The 17,103-nt window shown below is 58.4% G+C and carries 14 protein-coding genes and 1 riboswitch; of the genes, 7 read left to right on the top strand and 7 right to left on the bottom strand.

The genetic code is table 11. The features are described from left to right. Positions 1-22: 22 nt before the first annotated feature. Positions 23-679: a 3,4-dihydroxy-2-butanone-4-phosphate synthase gene (gene ribB / locus KOL70_RS21590; RefSeq protein ID WP_010618704.1), complete on the bottom strand. Its 657-nt coding sequence runs from the start codon at positions 677-679 to the stop codon at positions 23-25. A gap of 109 nt (positions 680-788) precedes the next feature. After that, positions 789-938: riboswitch (FMN riboswitch) on the bottom strand. A gap of 171 nt (positions 939-1,109) precedes the next feature. On the opposite strand from ribB, the gene KOL70_RS21595 reads away from it, so the two are divergent. After that, positions 1,110-1,415, top strand: coding sequence for an accessory factor UbiK family protein (locus tag KOL70_RS21595; protein WP_010618705.1), 306 nt, complete (start codon positions 1,110-1,112; stop codon positions 1,413-1,415). A gap of 39 nt (positions 1,416-1,454) precedes the next feature. Here KOL70_RS21595 and hldE read toward each other — a convergent pair whose 3' ends face one another. The 3 genes from hldE to KOL70_RS21610 form a co-directional block, all read right to left on the bottom strand. Continuing rightward, positions 1,455-2,879, bottom strand: coding sequence for a bifunctional D-glycero-beta-D-manno-heptose-7-phosphate kinase/D-glycero-beta-D-manno-heptose 1-phosphate adenylyltransferase HldE (gene hldE, locus KOL70_RS21600; RefSeq protein ID WP_021509620.1), 1,425 nt, complete (start codon positions 2,877-2,879; stop codon positions 1,455-1,457). A gap of 67 nt (positions 2,880-2,946) precedes the next feature. Beyond that, complete coding sequence (gene glnE, locus KOL70_RS21605; protein WP_215481567.1) at positions 2,947-5,805, bottom strand: bifunctional [glutamate--ammonia ligase]-adenylyl-L-tyrosine phosphorylase/[glutamate--ammonia-ligase] adenylyltransferase; 2,859 nt, start codon at positions 5,803-5,805, stop codon at positions 2,947-2,949. 33 nt (positions 5,806-5,838) lie between these two features. Beyond that, on the bottom strand, positions 5,839-7,149 hold the full coding sequence (locus tag KOL70_RS21610) for an inorganic triphosphatase (protein ID WP_215481568.1): 1,311 nt from the start codon (positions 7,147-7,149) through the stop codon (positions 5,839-5,841). A gap of 205 nt (positions 7,150-7,354) precedes the next feature. Here KOL70_RS21610 and KOL70_RS21615 point away from each other — a divergent pair, with 205 nt between their 5' ends. After that, complete coding sequence (locus tag KOL70_RS21615; RefSeq protein ID WP_215481569.1) at positions 7,355-7,978, top strand: TIGR04211 family SH3 domain-containing protein; 624 nt, start codon at positions 7,355-7,357, stop codon at positions 7,976-7,978. A gap of 141 nt (positions 7,979-8,119) precedes the next feature. Further along, a complete protein-coding gene (locus tag KOL70_RS21620; RefSeq protein ID WP_021509623.1) occupies positions 8,120-9,352 on the top strand; it encodes a multifunctional CCA addition/repair protein in 1,233 nt (410 codons plus the stop codon). Positions 9,353-9,370: 18 nt separating this feature from the next. Here KOL70_RS21620 and bacA read toward each other — a convergent pair whose 3' ends face one another. Together bacA and folB are read right to left on the bottom strand one after the other, a co-directional pair. Next, the gene (bacA, locus tag KOL70_RS21625; protein ID WP_031280132.1) at positions 9,371-10,189 is read right to left on the bottom strand and encodes an undecaprenyl-diphosphate phosphatase; all 819 of its coding nucleotides are present in this window, start codon (positions 10,187-10,189) and stop codon (positions 9,371-9,373) included. 191 nt (positions 10,190-10,380) lie between these two features. Continuing rightward, positions 10,381-10,740 carry a bifunctional dihydroneopterin aldolase/7,8-dihydroneopterin epimerase gene (folB, locus tag KOL70_RS21630; RefSeq protein ID WP_021509625.1) on the bottom strand — a complete coding sequence of 120 codons (360 nt, stop codon included), beginning with the start codon at positions 10,738-10,740 and terminating at the stop codon, positions 10,381-10,383. A 107-nt stretch (positions 10,741-10,847) separates the two neighbouring features. Between folB and plsY the strand changes: the two genes are divergently transcribed. Then, entirely contained in the window at positions 10,848-11,447 is a 600-nt protein-coding gene (gene plsY, locus KOL70_RS21635) for a glycerol-3-phosphate 1-O-acyltransferase PlsY (protein WP_021509626.1), read from the top strand. A gap of 30 nt (positions 11,448-11,477) precedes the next feature. On the opposite strand, the gene tsaD is transcribed toward plsY, so the two are convergent. Beyond that, complete coding sequence (tsaD, locus tag KOL70_RS21640; RefSeq protein ID WP_031280133.1) at positions 11,478-12,491, bottom strand: tRNA (adenosine(37)-N6)-threonylcarbamoyltransferase complex transferase subunit TsaD; 1,014 nt, start codon at positions 12,489-12,491, stop codon at positions 11,478-11,480. A gap of 281 nt (positions 12,492-12,772) precedes the next feature. Here tsaD and rpsU point away from each other — a divergent pair, with 281 nt between their 5' ends. The 3 genes from rpsU (at position 12,773) to rpoD (ending at position 17,076) form a co-directional block, all read left to right on the top strand. After that, positions 12,773-12,988: a 30S ribosomal protein S21 gene (gene rpsU / locus KOL70_RS21645; protein ID WP_001144069.1), complete on the top strand. Its 216-nt coding sequence runs from the start codon at positions 12,773-12,775 to the stop codon at positions 12,986-12,988. 119 nt (positions 12,989-13,107) lie between these two features. Beyond that, positions 13,108-14,853, top strand: a complete 1,746-nt coding sequence (dnaG, locus tag KOL70_RS21650; protein WP_021509629.1) for a DNA primase — start codon at positions 13,108-13,110, stop codon at positions 14,851-14,853. A gap of 378 nt (positions 14,854-15,231) precedes the next feature. Beyond that, entirely contained in the window at positions 15,232-17,076 is a 1,845-nt protein-coding gene (gene rpoD, locus KOL70_RS21655; RefSeq protein ID WP_058759769.1) for an RNA polymerase sigma factor RpoD, read from the top strand. Positions 17,077-17,103: the final 27 nt, after the last annotated feature.

Raw genomic sequence — 17,103 nt, forward strand, 5'->3', positions numbered from 1 at the left:
GCCTTATTTATTTCACGTCGGCTTAGCTGGCCTGACGGGTTTCATGCTGGCGGCGCCAGGCCACCAGGTCTTCAATGGTCACCACCGGCATGGCGTGCTGCTTCGCAAACGCAATCACTTCCGGCGCGTGCGCCATGCTGCCGTCATCATTGGTCAGTTCGCACAGCACACCCGCAGGTTTGAAGCCCGCCAGCGTCACCAGATCGAGCGTCGCTTCGGTGTGGCCGCCGCGCGCCAGCACGCCGCCGTCGCGCGCGCGCAGCGGGAATACGTGGCCGGGACGATTCAGATCGGACGGTTTAGCGTCATCGGCAATCGCCGCCCGGATGGTGGTAATACGGTCGGAGGCCGATACGCCGGTCGTCACGCCGCTGGCCGCTTCAATAGTCACGGTGAAACCGGTGCCGTAAGAGCTGGTGTTGTTCTCTACCATCATCGGCAGATCCAGCTGCTGGCGGCGCGCTTCGTTAATGCACAGGCAGACAATGCCGCTGCCGTGACGAATGCTCAGCGCCATCTGTTCCACGGTCATGGTTTCGGCGGCGAAGATCATATCGCCTTCGTTTTCGCGATTTTCATCGTCCAGCACCATCACGCCGCGCCCGTTGCGCAGCGCATCGATGGCGCGTTCTACACGCTGTTCCGGCGTGCCAAATTCAGAAAGAAGCGTCTGATTCATGGTAAAAAAACCTTATTAATAAAATATGAGTTACCAGAACCAGGGCGAGCTTAGGAGTGCGTAGAAAACACATGGCAATAACGTGACGCGGGCGCAGCCCGGCTGATGTCGTTACCCTCTCCCATCCGGACTTTAACCGTCGGCCCCGGAATTACACCGGATCTGCTGACCTTTCACTGTACAGCGAAAGCGCTCGCGGGCTTTCAGCCGAAGCTGATTTACCGCCGGTGGGGAATTTCGCCCCGCCCTGAGAATAAGCGAAATTACTATAGCGCCAATCACCTGGTCGGGCAATCAACAAAAGTGCAAATGCTTTTGCACTTCATGCGTTGCGGATTTCGGGTTTAACCTTTTCGTTTCTGGCATTACACTTAATGCTTGATGAGTCGGAACACGCGCTGTTATCAGCCACCGTAACCAGGAAACAACCATGATCGACACGAAAAAAATTGAACAACTGGCGCGCCAGGTGCACGAAGCGATGCCAAAAGGTATTCGCGACTTTGGCGACGATGTGGAAAAGAAAATTCGTCAGGTATTGCAGGCGCAGTTAACCCGCATGGATCTGGTTAATCGTGAAGAGTTTGACGTGCAGACCCAGGTTTTGCTGCGCACGCGTGAAAAACTGGCGGCGCTGGAGCAGCGTCTGGCGAAGCTGGAGAGTGAAAGTCCGGCGGCCCCGGCTCCGGCGGTGATCACGCCAGATCCGGCAGGCAAAATCGATACGCCTCAGTAAGGTTTACGCGGCGGGAGTTCGCTCCCGCCGGCTACGTGTTTACTGATTGCGAATGGTTTTGATGATGTTGGTGGTGGAGATACCGTCTTCAAAGTTGAGCACACGCACGTCACCGCCGTTGGCCCACACCTCTTTACTGCCCGCGATATCTTCCGGCTTATAATCACCGCCTTTCACCAGCAGATCCGGCAGCACTTCGGCAATCAGCCGCTGTGGCGTATCCTCTTCAAACAGCACCACCCAGTCTACGGCCTCCAGCGCACCCAGCACGATCATGCGGTTTTCCTGCGGGTTCACCGGGCGGGTTTCGCCCTTAAGACGTTTGGTGGAAGCATCGCTGTTGACCGCCACGATCAGGCGATCGCCCAGTTTGCGCGCGTTGGCCAGATAAGAGACATGGCCGGCATGCAGAATGTCGAACACGCCGTTGGTCATCACTACTTTCTCACCGCGCTGGCGCGCCTGCGCCACCGCCACTTTTAGCTCGGCTTCGGTCATTACGCCAAAGCCGCTGTCCGGCCGCGCGTGGATCGCATTCTCCAGCTCCACGGTACTGACGGTTGAAGTCCCGAGCTTGCCGACCACCACGCCAGCCGCAGCATTGGCGAGGAAGCAGGCATCTTCCAGACTTTCACCGGCAGCCAGCACTGCGGCCAGCACGCCGATCACCGTATCGCCGGCACCGGTCACGTCATACACCTCCTGCGCCTGAGTGGGCAGATGCAGCGGCGCTTTGCCCGGCTGCAGCAGGGTCATCCCATTTTCCGAACGCGTCACCAGCAGCGCGGAGAGATCGTAATCGGCAATCAGCTGCATACCGCGGCTGACAATCTCCTCTTCGCTTTTGCACTTGCCGACCACCGCTTCGAACTCGGACAGGTTGGGCGTCAGCAGCGTCGCGCCGCGATAGCGTTCAAAATCGGTACCTTTCGGGTCGATCAGTACCGGCACCTGCGCCGCACGCGCCAGCTGAATCATGGTCTGCACGCTGCTCAGCGCGCCTTTGGCATAATCAGACAGCACCAGCGCGCCCGCCTGTGCCAGCGACTGACGCAGGCGATCGTGAATCGGCTGCGGATCGACCTGCTCAAAGCCCTCTTCAAAGTCGAGGCGAATCAGCTGCTGGTTGCGCGACAGCACGCGCAGTTTGGTGATGGTCGGATGGCTGTCGAGGGCGACAAAATCGCACTCAACCTTCACCTGCGCCAGCGTTTCGCGCAGCACGCGCGCAGCGTCATCTGCACCGGTCAGGCCGATAAGGCGCGAGTCCGCACCGAGTGCAGCGATATTCATCGCCACGTTGGCCGCGCCGCCCGGACGCTCTTCAATGGTATCCACTTTAACCACCGGCACCGGGGCTTCCGGTGAGATCCGGCTGGTCGGGCCGTACCAGTAGCGGTCTAACATCACATCGCCGACAACCAGCACAGCGGCCTTGCCAAACGCGGGCAGTGTTACTTTCATGCAGAGACTCCAGACTTCAACGTTCAGTCAAAATAATGCGCGGATAATAGCATAGAAGCCGCCAGGCTCACTGCTCCGTGTCATCCGCGTCGCTCGCGGCCAGCCAACGCTGCCAGCTGGCGTGCACCACGGCGCGTTCGTCAGCGAACGATGCCGGATCGACATGACCCGGCAGTTCCTGCAGCGCCAGATGGTGCAGCGCATCGCGCAGCGTGACGTAAGCGTACGTCAGCGCCTGCGCTTCCTCATCAGCCATGATGCCGTGGCGCGCCATCAGTTCGAAAATGCGCACGTTATCCGACCAGCGCGTCAGCGCCGGCTGGCTGGCGGCGTAACCTAAGACCAGATACTGCGCAATGAATTCAATATCGGTGATACCGCCCTCATCGGTTTTAATCTCCCAGCGGCCTTTGTGCTTGTTACTGAGGTGCGCGCGCATTTTTTCACGCATTTCGCGCACCTCGGTTTGCAGCTTCGCGCCTTCACGCGGCAGGCACAAAATACCACGCCGGATCGCATCGAAGCGCTCACACAGCGCCGGTTCGCCAAACACGATGCGCGCGCGCACCAGCGCCTGATGTTCCCACGTCCAGGCCTCATGGCGCTGGTAGTCGTCAAAGGCAGCAAAAGTGCTGACCAGCATCCCGGCCGCGCCAGAGGGGCGCAGGCGCGCATCCACCTCATACAAAATGCCGGACGAGGTGCGGGTGCTGAACAGATGCATGACGCGCTGGGCGAGACGCAGGTAAAACTGGCGCCCGTCGATAACGCGTTCACCGTCGGTTTCGGCATCGTCCGGACAGTCATGCAGAAACACCAGATCGAGATCCGAGCTGTAACCCAGTTCCCAGCCGCCCAGTTTGCCGTAGCCGACCACGGCAAAGCCGCGCTCGCTGTCGCTGGTGAGGTGCGAAGGACGGCCATAGCGCTGCACCATCATCTGCCACGCCTGCTGCACCACCGATTCAATGATCGCTTCCGCCAGCCAGGTTAAGTGATCGCTCACTTTCATCACCGGCAGGGTTCCGGCGATGTCGGCGGCGGCGATACGCAGATGCTGTGCCTGCTTGAACTGGCGCAGCGCTTCCAGCTGCTGCTCTTCATCATCGGTGGGAATGCGCAGCAGATACTGGCGCAGTTCGTCACGATAGGCATCGGTGGCGGTGGGCTGATACAGCGTGGCCGGATCGAGCAGTTCATCCAACAGCAGCGGATAGCGCGCCAGCTGGCTGGCAATCATCGGCGAAGCGCCACACAGGCGAATCAGATGGCGCAGCGCGCCGTGATACTCGGTCAGCAACTCGAGATAGGTGCTGCGCGTTAATACGCCAAGCAGCAGCGGCGTCAGGCGTGCCAGCACCACATCGGCGTCGTCACGCGCGCACACTTCGCTTAGCAGGCGCGGCATTAATTGATCGAGCGCCAGCCGGCCGCGCGGGCCGATGGTGCGGCGACTGACATCCTGACGGAAATCATTCAGCGCCCGATACAGCGCATGGCGCTGTTCCGCCTGCAGCTGCGGTACCACCGGCAGCAAATCGCTCTCTTCCAGCGCGTCCTGCCACAGGCTGGCGAACTCCGCCAGCTGCGGCTGATCGTCGACATCCGGCGCATCATCGCCTATCAGCTCGTCAAAAATGTGGCGCACGCCGGCCATGTGCTGTTCCAGCTGTGCCAGCAGCGTCGCCCAGTCCGCCATGCCCATCGCCCAGGCCAGGCGCTGGCGGTCGAGCGGATTTTCCGGCAGCGTCTGCGTCTGTTCATCGTTGATGCTCTGCAGCAGATTCTCCAGCCGGCGTAAAAACAGGTAGGCGGCGCGCAGATGGTCAACCTGCTCCGGCGTTAATAGCGCCAGCTCACCAATGGCCTGTAGCGTCGGCAGCAGCGAACGCAGCTGAAGTGAGCGCTCACGTCCACCACGAATCAGCTGGAACACCTGAACGATGAATTCGGTTTCGCGAATGCCGCCGGCGCCGAGTTTGATGTTGTCCTTCAGGCCGCGCCGCCGTACTTCGCGGGCAATCATGCCTTTCATGTTACGCAGCGACTGGATCACGCTGAAATCGATGTAGCGGCGATAGACAAACGGGCGCAGCATTTGCTGCAGCTCCTGGCTCCAGTGGCCGCCGTCGTCGCCCATCAGGCGCGCTTTCACCATCGCGTAGCGCTCCCAGTCACGGCCCTGCTCCTGATAGTAATCCTCCAGCGCGGCAAAGCTCAGCACCAGCGGGCCGCTGTCGCCGAACGGGCGCAGGCGCATATCCACGCGATAAACAAAGCCATCGACGGTAGGTTGATCCAGCACCTTAATCAGCCGCTGCCCCATGCGGGTAAAGAACTGCGCGTTGTCGAGCTCGCGCCGGCCGCCGTGGGTGACGCCGTTTTCCGGCCAGGCAAAGATCAGGTCAATATCAGAAGAGAAGTTGAGTTCACCGCCGCCCAGCTTGCCCATACCCAGAATCAGCATCGGCTGGGCTTCGCCGGCGGCGTTGCACGGCGTGCCGAAATCGCGGCAGCAATCCTGCCACACCCAGTCGCGCGCGGCGGTAATCAGCACTTCCGCCAGCGTGCTGAGCTGCGTCAGGCTCTGCCCGGTGCTGGCCTGCTCCAGCGCCTGCATCCACGCGATACGCACCAGCATATGGCGGCGGAACAGGCGCAGTTCGCGCATCAGGGAGGCTTCGTTATCCACCGGCTGCAACGCCGCTGCCAGCCAGGCCGCATAGTGCTGCCACTCTTCGGGCTGCGGCGGTTGCTGCTGCAGCTGTTGCCACCACGCCGGATGCTGCTGCAGGTTGTCTACGATAAAGTCACTAAAGGTCAGTGCGCCAGCCTGCTGCGGCGTGATCGCCGTCAGCGGCAGGCCCAGACGTTCTGCCACGCTGGCGAGCTGCGCCTGCATCAGCGTCGGTAACGGTAACGACATCTTCCCTCCCTGATGATTGATGGTGCCGTAGCCTTAGCGTTTCGCACCGTTATTCAGCCAGAACGGCGGTTGACGGATCGCTAGATTGACCAGCTGAATCAGACCGCGCTCCTGTTTTTCACGAATGGCGTGCTGCAACTCCTGCCAGCTCGCCAGCCACTGGCTGACCTCTTCAGCCGGATACGCCCCCGCCAGCAGATGCACCGCCAGCAACTGGCGGTTCAGGCGCGTGGCTTTGTCCTGAAATTCATTAAACAGCTGCACGTCGACGAAGGTTTCACGCAGATCCGCGCCGATGCGCCCCAGCATGATGTCGCTGAAGCGTTTAAACGATCCCTGCAGCTTACTTTTGCTCTTCTCGTCCAGCCACGGCTGCCACTGCGACTCCACCAGCCAGTGAGTAAGTGCTAACTGGGCTTCGACCGAGGTCGGTGAGAAGCAGACGGTTTCCGCGCTGGTCTCGCTGTCCGCCAGCAGCTCTTCCAGTCGGGTCAGCTTCTGACGCAGTTCGCTATTGGCCTTGCGTGGCACCAGCGTGCCAAACAGGGAAAACGCCTGACGCAGCGTTTCCAGCGCTTCAATTACCCGTGCCCGGGCGTCTTCGTTACCGCGCAGCCAGACCTCTTCGTGGTACTGCCAGTGGCCGAGCGCCGCGCTCATGGCATGAACCATGCCCTGCTCCACCGTGGCTTTGGCGGCAATTTTCTGCAGCGGCAGCGCGCGCAATGGTCGCGGCGCGTTGCCCTGCGCCAGCTGATAACCGCGTGCCGCTTTGCTCAGGCTGCCAAGGCGCAGGCCGCCCGTAGCGATCAGCGCGCTGGCGAAGGTCAGCATATTGCTGCGCGCTCCACGCTTAAGCTCCAGCTCCACTTCATACAGCGGCTCGCTCAGCTCCCCTGCGGCAACGCTGCCGCAATCGAAAGCCACTTCAATTTCGCTGTCGCCAACGCTCACCAGCCAGGTTTCACGCTGGAAATGGGTGCTGAACAGCGGCTGCAAACGCGGCTGAAGCGCGGCAATATCGGTCCCCTGCGGCCAGATCTCTGCCGGCAGGCGGGCAATGTCCAGCTGCGGTTCGCTGAGGTCGACATTGTATTCCGGACGCTGATGCAGGCCGCCCAGCGTTTTGCCGGCGGTTTTCAGCGTCATTTCATAGCGCTGATCCACGCCGCGAATCCGCAGGCCCATATCCCAGCGGCGCAGCTGGTTGTCATCGGTTTCGTAATAGATGTTGGTCAGCTCACGCGCGGCGTGGTGCTGATGTGGCCAGGCGGCAAGCGTCTGCACCAGTTTTTCGGCGGCTTGCGGGGTGGCAATGAACTTTAATTCGATTTCGATGGTCATAATTTTTTATTCAATACGCTGCTGGCACTTACGAGTTTAATCTGGCGAAGAGTAATGCACCGCAAGCCTGCTGTCTCTGCTTTCTTGTGCTTTTACGACCCTTTTCGCACCGCATTGAGACCAGGATAGTTCTCATTCAGATTTATGCGAAGCGACTCCAGACTGTGCCGGTAAATTTACGCCCATCATGAAAAAACGATATCGAATGAAAAAAATCACACTTGCCGCTCTCTCTTTGCTGGCTTTCAGCGCCATCGCACCGGCCCACGCGGCCGATGAAAAACGTTATATCTCCGACGAATTATCCACCTGGGTACGCAGCGGCCCTGGCGATCAGTATCGCCTGGTTGGCAAGCTGAATGCCGGGGAAGAAGTCATACTGCTGCAAACCAATAATGACTCGCAGTACGCGCAAATCCGCGATGCAGAAGGCAAAACTAACTGGATTCCGCTGTCGCAGCTCAGTGCCTCTCCCAGCCTGCGCACCCGCGTGCCGCAGCTGGAGCAGCAGGTCAAAGAGCTGACCGACAAACTGGCGAACATTGATAACAGCTGGAATCAGCGTACGTCAGAGATGCAGAACAAGGTGGCCAACAGCGACGGCACCATCAACGGCCTGAAAGAAGAGAACCAGAAACTGCGCAACGAACTGATTGTGGCGCAGAAGAAGGTCAGCGCCGCTAACGTTCAGCTGGATGACAAACAGCGCACCATCATCATGCAGTGGTTTATGTATGGCGGCGGCGTGCTCGGCGTCGGTCTGCTGCTCGGTCTGCTGCTGCCGCACATGGTGCCGCGCCGCAAGAAAAACGATCGCTGGATGAATTAAAGCCGCCACGCCATTTGTGGTTTGCCTGGAGGGGATCGTAAGATGCCCCTTTTGGCATGCCCGCTTTTTCGCCAAAGTATGCAACAATAACGTAACAAGCGTGCGCGGCACGCAAAAGTGGATTGCCTCTGGAGTGGTTGAGTGAAGACGTTTCTGGTCGGTGGCGCAGTGCGTGATGCCTTACTGCGTTTGCCGGTAAAAGATAGAGATTGGGTGGTGGTGGGCGCAACGCCCGACAGCATGCTGGCGCAGGGCTATCAGCAGGTGGGCCGGGATTTTCCGGTTTTTTTACATCCTGAAAGCCGCGAAGAGTATGCGCTGGCGCGCACCGAACGCAAAAGCGGCAACGGTTATACCGGCTTCGTGACCCAGTTCGCGCCGGACGTGACGCTGGAGCAGGATTTACAGCGTCGCGATCTGACCATCAATGCCATCGCGCAGGCCGCTGACGGCACGCTGATCGACCCTTATCATGGCCAGCAGGATTTGCAGCAGCGCACCCTGCGTCACGTGTCGGCAGCCTTTAATGAAGATCCGCTGCGCGTGCTGCGCGTGGCGCGTTTTGCTGCCCGTTTCGCCCATCTCAATTTCCGCGTGGCACCTGAAACCCAGGCGCTGATGCGCGAGATGGCGCACAGCGGTGAACTGGCGCACCTCACCGCAGAGCGGGTGTGGAAAGAGACGGAAAAAGCGCTGCTGACGCGCAATCCACAGGTCTATTTCCAGCTGCTGCGCGACTGCGATGCATTGCAGGTGCTGTTCCCGGAAATCGACAACCTGTACGGCATTCCGGCCCCCGTTAAGTGGCATCCGGAGATCGATACCGGCGTCCACGCGCTGATGACGCTGACCATGGCCGCAGCGCTCTCCGACCAGCTTGACGTGCGTTTCGCCACGCTGTTCCACGATGTGGGTAAAGCGCTGACGCCACCAGAGAAGTGGCCGAGCCATCATGGCCACGGCCCGGCCGGTGTACCGATTGTTGAAGCGCTGTGCCAGCGGCTGCGTGTGCCGAATCAGGTGCGCGACCTGGCCCTGGTGGTGACGGAGTTTCACGATGTGGTGCACACCATTGAACGCCAGCCGGCTGACGCGCTGGTGGCGCTGTTTGACCGCATCGACGCCTGGCGCAAGCCCGATCGCGTGGAAAAGATGGCATTGACCAGCGAAGCCGATGCACGCGGGCGTACGACGCTGGAGAGCATGGCTTATCCGCAGGGCGATTATCTGCGGCGCGCGTTTGCGCTGGCGCAGGCGGTGCCCACCAAAGCGGTGGTCGAGGCCGGTTTCACAGGCGCGGCGGTGCGGGAAGAGCTGACGCGTCGGCGCGTGCTGGCGTTGCAGGAAGGGTTAATCGACGCGCGGCCAGCGTAACCGGCCGCGCCTCGCGCATTACATAAAGATGGCGTAAACCGCTGCCGCGACGATAAAGCGGTAGATGGCAAACGACACAAACGAGATACGTTTGATCAGCTCAAGGAACACTTTGATCGCCAGCAGCGCGACAATAAAGGCGGTCACGAAGCCCACGGCAAACATCGGGAAATCCTGCATCGTCAGGAAGCCCATGCTCTTGTAGAGATCGAGTCCGGTAGCACCGATCATCATCGGTACCGCGAGGATGAAGGAAAACTCGGACGCCGCATAGCGGCTGACGCCCATCAGCATACCGCCGGAGATGGTGGCACCGGAACGCGAGAAGCCCGGCCACAGCGCCAGACACTGGAAGCAGCCAATCATAAACGCCTGGCGATAGGTGATGTCATCAATGCCCACCGCTTTCGGCTGCTTTGGCTTGAGATATTCCGCCGCCAGCAGCAGCACGCCGCCCACCACCAGCGCGTACATTACGTTGATCGGGTTAAACAGGGTTTTAATCTGGTCATGCAGCACCAGGCCAATCACCACCGCCGGCACCATACCCAGCAGGATGTGAATCAGCGTCAGTTTTCCGCTGCCGACGCCTTCGTGGCGCTCCTGGCCGAAGTGAATGCCGATCAGGCCAAACAGCCGGCGCCAGAACATCACGACTACGGCGAGGATTGAGCCCAGCTGGATCACCACTTCAAAGGTTTCCGCCTTCTCACCCTCGAACCCCAGCAAATGGCCAACAATAATCATGTGGCCTGTGGATGAGACCGGCAGGAACTCCGTAAGGCCTTCCACAACCCCCAGGATTGCAGCTACCCATAGCTGATGAATGTCTGCCATCAAATTTTACCCTCTATCCGTTTTAAACAGTAAAAAGGCGGTCGCGCACCGCTACCGCCTGAAATTATGCCTGCACCTTGCTGAAGGAAACCTTAAGGATTTCGGTCACTTCCCCTTCATCAGCGCAGCGGCCTCCACTGAGACACACCATAATTTGGTTTGGTTTCATTGTGATGGCAATCACGCAGGATTTATTTAGGAATAGTCCCGCGCTCAATTCTCACGCCCACGCTCGCCGCCTGGGCGACAGCCCCCGGTTTACCTACCTTCACGCGTACGCCAGGCGTTTTGAAACGATTCATCAACAGATCGGCGATTTCTTCCGCCACCCGTTCGACCAGCGCAAAACGCTGCCCCTGCAGATGACTGAGGATCGCTTCGGTGACATCGGCGTAGCTCAGACAGTGGTTCACATCGTCGCTCACCGCCGCCTGACGGTTGTCCCACGCCATTTCGACATCGAGCACCAGCTTCTGCTGCATGCCCTGTTCCCAGTCGTAAACGCCAATGGTGGTGAACACGGTGAGTTGTTCTATAAATACGATATCCATGATGTCACTCTCTGTTTTTGGCTTAGCCGGATACCACTTCCGGCGGATTATGCGTATTATCCACGCTTATCGAGAACAAAACGACCCAAAAGGAACGGTACGAAGCTATGAGTGCTATCGCGCTTGGTATGATTATTTTCGCGTATCTTTGCGGCTCGATTTCCAGTGCGATCCTGGTTTGTAAACTCGCTGGTTTACCCGATCCCCGCAGCGCAGGCTCTGGCAATCCAGGCGCCACCAACGTGTTACGTATTGGCGGTAAAGCCGCCGCTGCTGCGGTACTGATTTTCGACGTGGCGAAGGGAATGGTGCCGGTATGGATCGCCTGGTGGCTGCACGTCACGCCGATGTATCTTGGTCTCACGGCCATCGCCGCCTGCCTCGGCCATATCTATCCGGTGTTTTTCCGCTTTCGCGGCGGCAAAGGTGTGGCCACCGCGTTTGGGGCCATCGCGCCGATTGGCTGGGATTTGACCGGCCTGATGACCGGCACCTGGCTGCTGACGGTGCTGCTCAGCGGCTACTCATCGCTGGGCGCGATCGTCAGCGCGTTAATTGCCCCGTTTTATGTCTGGTGGTTTAAGCCGCAGTTCACCTTCCCGGTGTCGATGCTGTCATGCCTGATTTTGCTGCGCCATCACGACAATATTCAGCGCCTGTGGCGCGGTCAGGAAAACCGCGTGTGGAAGCGTAAAAAGAAGAAATAAAAAAACCGGCGCGCAGCCGGTTTTTTATCATCAGATGGCCGGTAATTCCGCCAGCGGCCAGCGTGGCCGCACGCTGACGCCCAGCTCACCGCGCGTGCCGCCTTTCAGCCGCACCATGCCGGCATAGGCAATCATCGCGCCGTTGTCGGTGCAGAACTCCGGACGGGCATAAAACACCTCGCCGCCGCGCGCGCTCATCATGGTTGCCATGCGTTCGCGCAGCGTGCGGTTGGCGCTCACGCCGCCGGCAATCACCAGGCGTTTGAAGCCGGTCTGCTCCAGCGCACGCTTGCATTTGATCATCAGCGTATCCACTACCGCATCTTCAAAGGCGCGGGCGATATCGGCACGCGCCTGTTCATCACCGTCGTGTTCGCGAATGGTATTCGCCGCGAAGGTTTTCAGGCCGGAGAAGCTGAAGTCCAGCCCCGGACGATCGGTCATCGGACGCGGGAACTTAAAGCGATCCGGCGTGCCCTGCTGTGCCATGCGCGACAGCATCGGGCCGCCCGGATAATCCAGCCCCAGCAGCTTGGCGGTTTTATCGAACGCTTCCCCGGCGGCATCGTCAATCGATTCACCCAGCAGCGTATATTCACCAATGCCGGTGACGCTGATAAGCTGCGTGTGGCCGCCGGAGACCAGCAGTGCCACGAACGGGAATGCCGGTGGGTTGTCTTCCAGCATCGGCGCCAGCAGATGGCCTTCCATGTGATGCACCGGCACCGCCGGCACGTTCCAGGCGAACGCCAGCGCGCGACCAATGGTGGCGCCAACCAGCAGCGCACCGACCAGGCCGGGACCGGCGGTGTACGCCACGGCGTCAATCTCTCCGGCCTGTAAGCCCGCCTGTTTCAGCGCGGCCTGGATCAGCGGCACGGTTTTCCGCACGTGATCGCGCGAGGCCAGTTCCGGCACCACGCCACCGTAATCGGCATGTAATTTCACCTGGCTATATAATTGATTCGCCAGCAGACCGGACGCATCGTCATAAATCGCGATGCCGGTTTCATCGCAGGACGTTTCAATACCCAGAACTCGCATAGCTTTATCACCCTCTTCTTGCGGCGCGCAGTGTAGCACAGGCCGGCTGACGCCTGCGCCCTTCCGCACGTGAAAAAGTGTTTTTCTGTCGCGCAAAGAGTGCGCTATACTCCACGGCCTGAAAAAACCGGCAGCCGCACAGGCAAACGCTCCTGTTGGTTCTAAATTGTCCATGGTGCTTTACAAGCCAGCCGCGCCTGGAGTAAAATGCTGCACCATTTTGAAAAGTGCTGGCGCCGCAGTCAGCAGCAAAAACCGAATTTTATCGAGGTGAGAGTTACATGCCGGTAATTAAAGTACGTGAAAACGAGCCATTCGACGTAGCACTGCGTCGCTTCAAGCGTTCCTGCGAGAAAGCAGGCGTTCTGGCTGAAGTTCGTCGTCGTGAGTTCTATGAAAAACCAACGACTGAACGTAAGCGCGCTAAAGCGTCTGCTGTTAAGCGTCACGCCAAGAAACTGGCTCGCGAAAACGCACGCCGCACTCGTCTGTACTAATTTCTTTTCGGAAGTTCGCTTCCGCCGCGTGTTAAACGCAGACAGAGTCAAGTAAGAGGCCGTGCTTTCCGAAAGGAAGCGCGGCTTGTTGCCGTTTATGAGCTGAAAAACCGGGGCTTATGGCTGGACGAATTCCACGCGTATTTATCAATGATTTACTTGCCCGCACGGACATCGTGGATCTTATCGATGCCCGCGTTAAGCTGAAAAAGCAGGGTAAGAACTATCACGCGTGCTGTCCTTTCCATAACGAAAAAACCCCCTCTTTCACCGTAAGCGGTGAAAAGCAGTTCTACTACTGCTTTGGCTGTGGTGCCAAAGGCAACGCCATCGACTTCCTGATGAATCACGATCGCCTGGATTTCGTCGAAAGCGTTGAGGAGCTTGCCACGCAGCACGGCTTAGAAGTGCCGTACGAAGCGGGCAACGGTCCGAGCCCGATGGAGCGTCACCAGCGCCAGAGCCTGTATCAGCTGCTGGAAGGTTTAGACAGCTTTTATCAGCAGAGCCTGCGCAATCCGCAGGCGAAATCAGCACAACAGTATCTCGCCACACGCGGGCTGAGCCAGCAGGTGATCGATCACTTTGCTATTGGCTATGCGCCAGCCGGCTGGGACAACGTGCTGAAGCGTTTCGGTCAGCAGAAAGAAGATCGTGAATCGCTGATGGAAGCGGGCATGCTGGTCAGCAATGACAGCGGTCGTACCTACGATCGTTTCCGCGATCGCGTGATGTTTCCGATTCGCGACAAGCGCGGACGCGTGATTGGTTTTGGTGGCCGCGTGCTGGGCAACGATACGCCCAAGTACCTGAACTCACCGGAAACACCGATTTTCCATAAAGGCCGCCAGTTATACGGCCTGTATGAAGCGCAAAAAAATCATCCGCAACCGGCACGTCTGCTGGTGGTGGAAGGCTATATGGACGTGGTTGCGCTGGCGCAGTTCGGCATTGATTATGCTGTCGCCTCGCTGGGCACCTCGACCACAGCGGAACATATCCAGCTTTTGTTCCGCTCGACCGATAACGTGATCTGCTGCTACGACGGCGACCGCGCCGGTCGTGAAGCCGCATGGCGTGCACTGGAAACCGCATTGCCTTACATGAATGACGGTCGTCAGCTACGCTTTATGTTTTTGCCCGACGGCGAAGACCCGGATACCCTGGTGCGTAAAGAGGGCAAAGCAGCGTTCGAAGCACGGATGGAGCAGGCTATGCCGCTCTCCACGTTTCTGTTCGACAGCCTGATGCCGCAGGTGGATCTGAGTACGCGCGACGGCCGTACCAAGCTGGCGACGCTGGCGCTGCCGCTGATCAGCCAGATTCCGGGTGAAACGCTGCGGATTTATATGCGTCAGACGCTGGGTAATAAACTCGGCATTCTGGACGATAACCAGTTAGACAAGCTGATGCCGAAGCAGGCGGAAAGCGGTACCGCGCCGGTGGCGCCGCCGATGAAACGCACCACCATGCGCGTGCTGATTGCGTTGCTGGTGCAGAATCCGCAATTTGCCGCCATCGTGCCTGCGCTGGACGGGCTGGAGCAGTCTAAATTAGCGGGATTGCCGCTGTTTGTGGAGTTAGTCCGCCGTTGTACTGAGAATCCTGGCCTGACCACCGGACAGCTACTAGAGTTATATCGCGGGACAGAATTTAGCCAGCCCCTTGAAACACTGGCCACCTGGAACCACATGATCGTAGATGACGAAGCGGAAGAAGTGTTCCAGGACTCGCTGGCAAGCATCTATGATGCTGCGCTGGAGCAGCGCCTCGAAGCACTGATTGCGCGCGACCGGACGGAAGGCCTGAGCGCCGCCGAACGCCGTGAATTCTGGGCATTAAGCCAGGCATTAGCCAAAAAATAAGATTTTACCGGGTCAGAATGATGAAGGCTGATAACGCCGCCGTTCTTGCCTGATGTTTCTGGTTTATGGACGCTGTAAGCGAAGCCGGAAGCAATGCATAAATACCAGAGGCGTTAACGTCGCTGTCAGTTTCAAGGCTGCCAGCGCGCAGCAACCGGAGCGTACTGGCGTACGTGAGGATTGGAAGCACTGCCAGCATTGAAAATGGCAAGTAAGTTAGCGCCGGACAGAATATTAAGCGGCTTAAGTGCCGATTTACGATGGGCCAAAGCCCTGGCCGCGTTGAAGGCAGCGGCAAAAATACAACGCCTTCACTGTTATAGTTGGCTCGCTGCCGACCGACACCAATCTAATTAACAGAAGTGTGGATACCGTCTTATGGAGCAAAACCCGCAGTCACAGCTTAAGCTGCTTGTCACCCGTGGTAAGGAGCAGGGCTATCTGACCTATGCTGAGGTCAATGACCATCTGCCGGAAGATATCGTCGACTCCGATCAGATCGAAGACATCATCCAAATGATCAACGATATGGGTATTCAGGTGGTGGAAGAAGCCCCTGATGCCGATGATCTGATGCTGAATGAAAACAGCACCGATACTGACGAAGATGCCGCGGAAGCTGCCGCTCAGGTATTATCCAGCGTTGAATCTGAAATTGGCCGTACCACCGACCCGGTACGCATGTACATGCGTGAAATGGGTACCGTTGAACTGCTGACGCGTGAAGGCGAAATCGACATCGCCAAGCGTATCGAAGACGGTATCAACCAGGTGCAATGCTCTGTCGCCGAATACCCGGAAGCAATCACCTACCTGCTCGATCAGTACGATCGCGTTGAAGCGGGCGAGTCACGCCTGTCTGACCTGATCACCGGTTTCGTCGATCCGAACGCCGAGGAAGATCTGGCGCCAACCGCGACCCACGTCGGTTCTGAGCTGTCAGAAGAAGACCGCGACGACGACGAAGAGGAAGACGAAGAGAGCGACGACGACAGCTCCGACGACGATAACTCTATCGATCCGGAACTGGCGCGCGAGAAGTTTAACGACCTGCGTACGCAGTACGAAACTACGCGCAACGTGATCAAAGCCAAAGGCCGCAGCCATGCGGACGCCGTGGCCGAGATTAATAATCTCTCTGAAGTGTTCAAACAGTTCCGCCTGGTACCGAAGCAGTTCGATTACCTGGTGAACAACATGCGTGAAATGATGGAGCGCGTGCGCACGCAAGAGCGCCTGATCATGAAGCTGTGTGTTGAACTGTGCAAAATGCCGAAGAAAAACTTCATCACCCTGTTTACCGGTAATGAAACCAGTGAGAGCTGGTTCAAAGCGGCACTGGCCATGAATAAGCCGTGGTCAGAAAAACTGCAGGAAGTGGAAGAAGATGTCATGCGTTCGCTGCAGAAACTGCTGCAGATCGAAGAAGAGACCGGCCTGACCATTGAGCAGGTGAAAGACATCAACCGTCGGATGTCGATCGGCGAAGCCAAAGCGCGTCGTGCGAAGAAAGAGATGGTTGAGGCTAACCTGCGTCTGGTGATCTCCATCGCCAAGAAGTACACCAACCGTGGCCTGCAGTTCCTCGACCTGATTCAGGAAGGCAACATCGGTCTGATGAAAGCGGTGGATAAGTTTGAATATCGCCGTGGCTATAAGTTCTCAACTTACGCCACCTGGTGGATCCGTCAGGCTATCACCCGTTCCATCGCCGACCAGGCGCGTACCATCCGTATTCCGGTGCATATGATTGAGACCATTAACAAACTCAACCGTATTTCGCGCCAGATGCTGCAGGAGATGGGCCGCGAGCCAACGCCGGAAGAGCTGGCTGAGCGCATGCTGATGCCGGAAGATAAAATCCGTAAGGTGCTGAAAATCGCTAAAGAGCCGATCTCCATGGAGACGCCGATTGGTGATGATGAAGATTCGCATCTGGGCGACTTTATCGAAGACACTACGCTGGAGCTGCCGCTGGATTCCGCGACCTCGGAAAGCCTGCGTTCTGCCACCCACGATGTGCTGGCTGGCCTGACCGCGCGTGAAGCCAAAGTCCTGCGTATGCGTTTCGGTATCGATATGAACACCGACCACACGCTGGAAGAGGTGGGCAAACAGTTTGACGTAACGCGTGAGCGTATCCGTCAGATTGAAGCCAAAGCGCTGCGTAAACTGCGCCATCCGAGCCGCTCGGAAGTGCTGCGTAGCTTCCTCGACGATTAATCGTCCTGGTCAGTAAAAACCCCGGCT

The organism is Pantoea sp. B270 (assembly GCF_018726825.1).
Lineage (GTDB): Bacteria > Pseudomonadota > Gammaproteobacteria > Enterobacterales > Enterobacteriaceae > Pantoea > Pantoea dispersa.

Excerpts from the sequence above, each read along its gene's own strand:
- ribB (WP_010618704.1), bottom strand. The coding sequence starts at position 679 with ATGAATCAGACGCTTCTTTCTGAATTTGGCACGCCGGAACAGCGTGTA.
- KOL70_RS21595 (WP_010618705.1), top strand. The coding sequence starts at position 1,110 with ATGATCGACACGAAAAAAATTGAACAACTGGCGCGCCAGGTGCACGAA.
- hldE (WP_021509620.1), bottom strand. The coding sequence starts at position 2,879 with ATGAAAGTAACACTGCCCGCGTTTGGCAAGGCCGCTGTGCTGGTTGTC.
- glnE (WP_215481567.1), bottom strand. The coding sequence starts at position 5,805 with ATGTCGTTACCGTTACCGACGCTGATGCAGGCGCAGCTCGCCAGCGTG.
- KOL70_RS21610 (WP_215481568.1), bottom strand. The coding sequence starts at position 7,149 with ATGACCATCGAAATCGAATTAAAGTTCATTGCCACCCCGCAAGCCGCC.
- KOL70_RS21615 (WP_215481569.1), top strand. The coding sequence starts at position 7,355 with ATGAAAAAAATCACACTTGCCGCTCTCTCTTTGCTGGCTTTCAGCGCC.
- bacA (WP_031280132.1), bottom strand. The coding sequence starts at position 10,189 with ATGGCAGACATTCATCAGCTATGGGTAGCTGCAATCCTGGGGGTTGTG.
- folB (WP_021509625.1), bottom strand. The coding sequence starts at position 10,740 with ATGGATATCGTATTTATAGAACAACTCACCGTGTTCACCACCATTGGC.
- plsY (WP_021509626.1), top strand. The coding sequence starts at position 10,848 with ATGAGTGCTATCGCGCTTGGTATGATTATTTTCGCGTATCTTTGCGGC.
- tsaD (WP_031280133.1), bottom strand. The coding sequence starts at position 12,491 with ATGCGAGTTCTGGGTATTGAAACGTCCTGCGATGAAACCGGCATCGCG.
- rpsU (WP_001144069.1), top strand. The coding sequence starts at position 12,773 with ATGCCGGTAATTAAAGTACGTGAAAACGAGCCATTCGACGTAGCACTG.
- dnaG (WP_021509629.1), top strand. The coding sequence starts at position 13,108 with ATGGCTGGACGAATTCCACGCGTATTTATCAATGATTTACTTGCCCGC.
- rpoD (WP_058759769.1), top strand. The coding sequence starts at position 15,232 with ATGGAGCAAAACCCGCAGTCACAGCTTAAGCTGCTTGTCACCCGTGGT.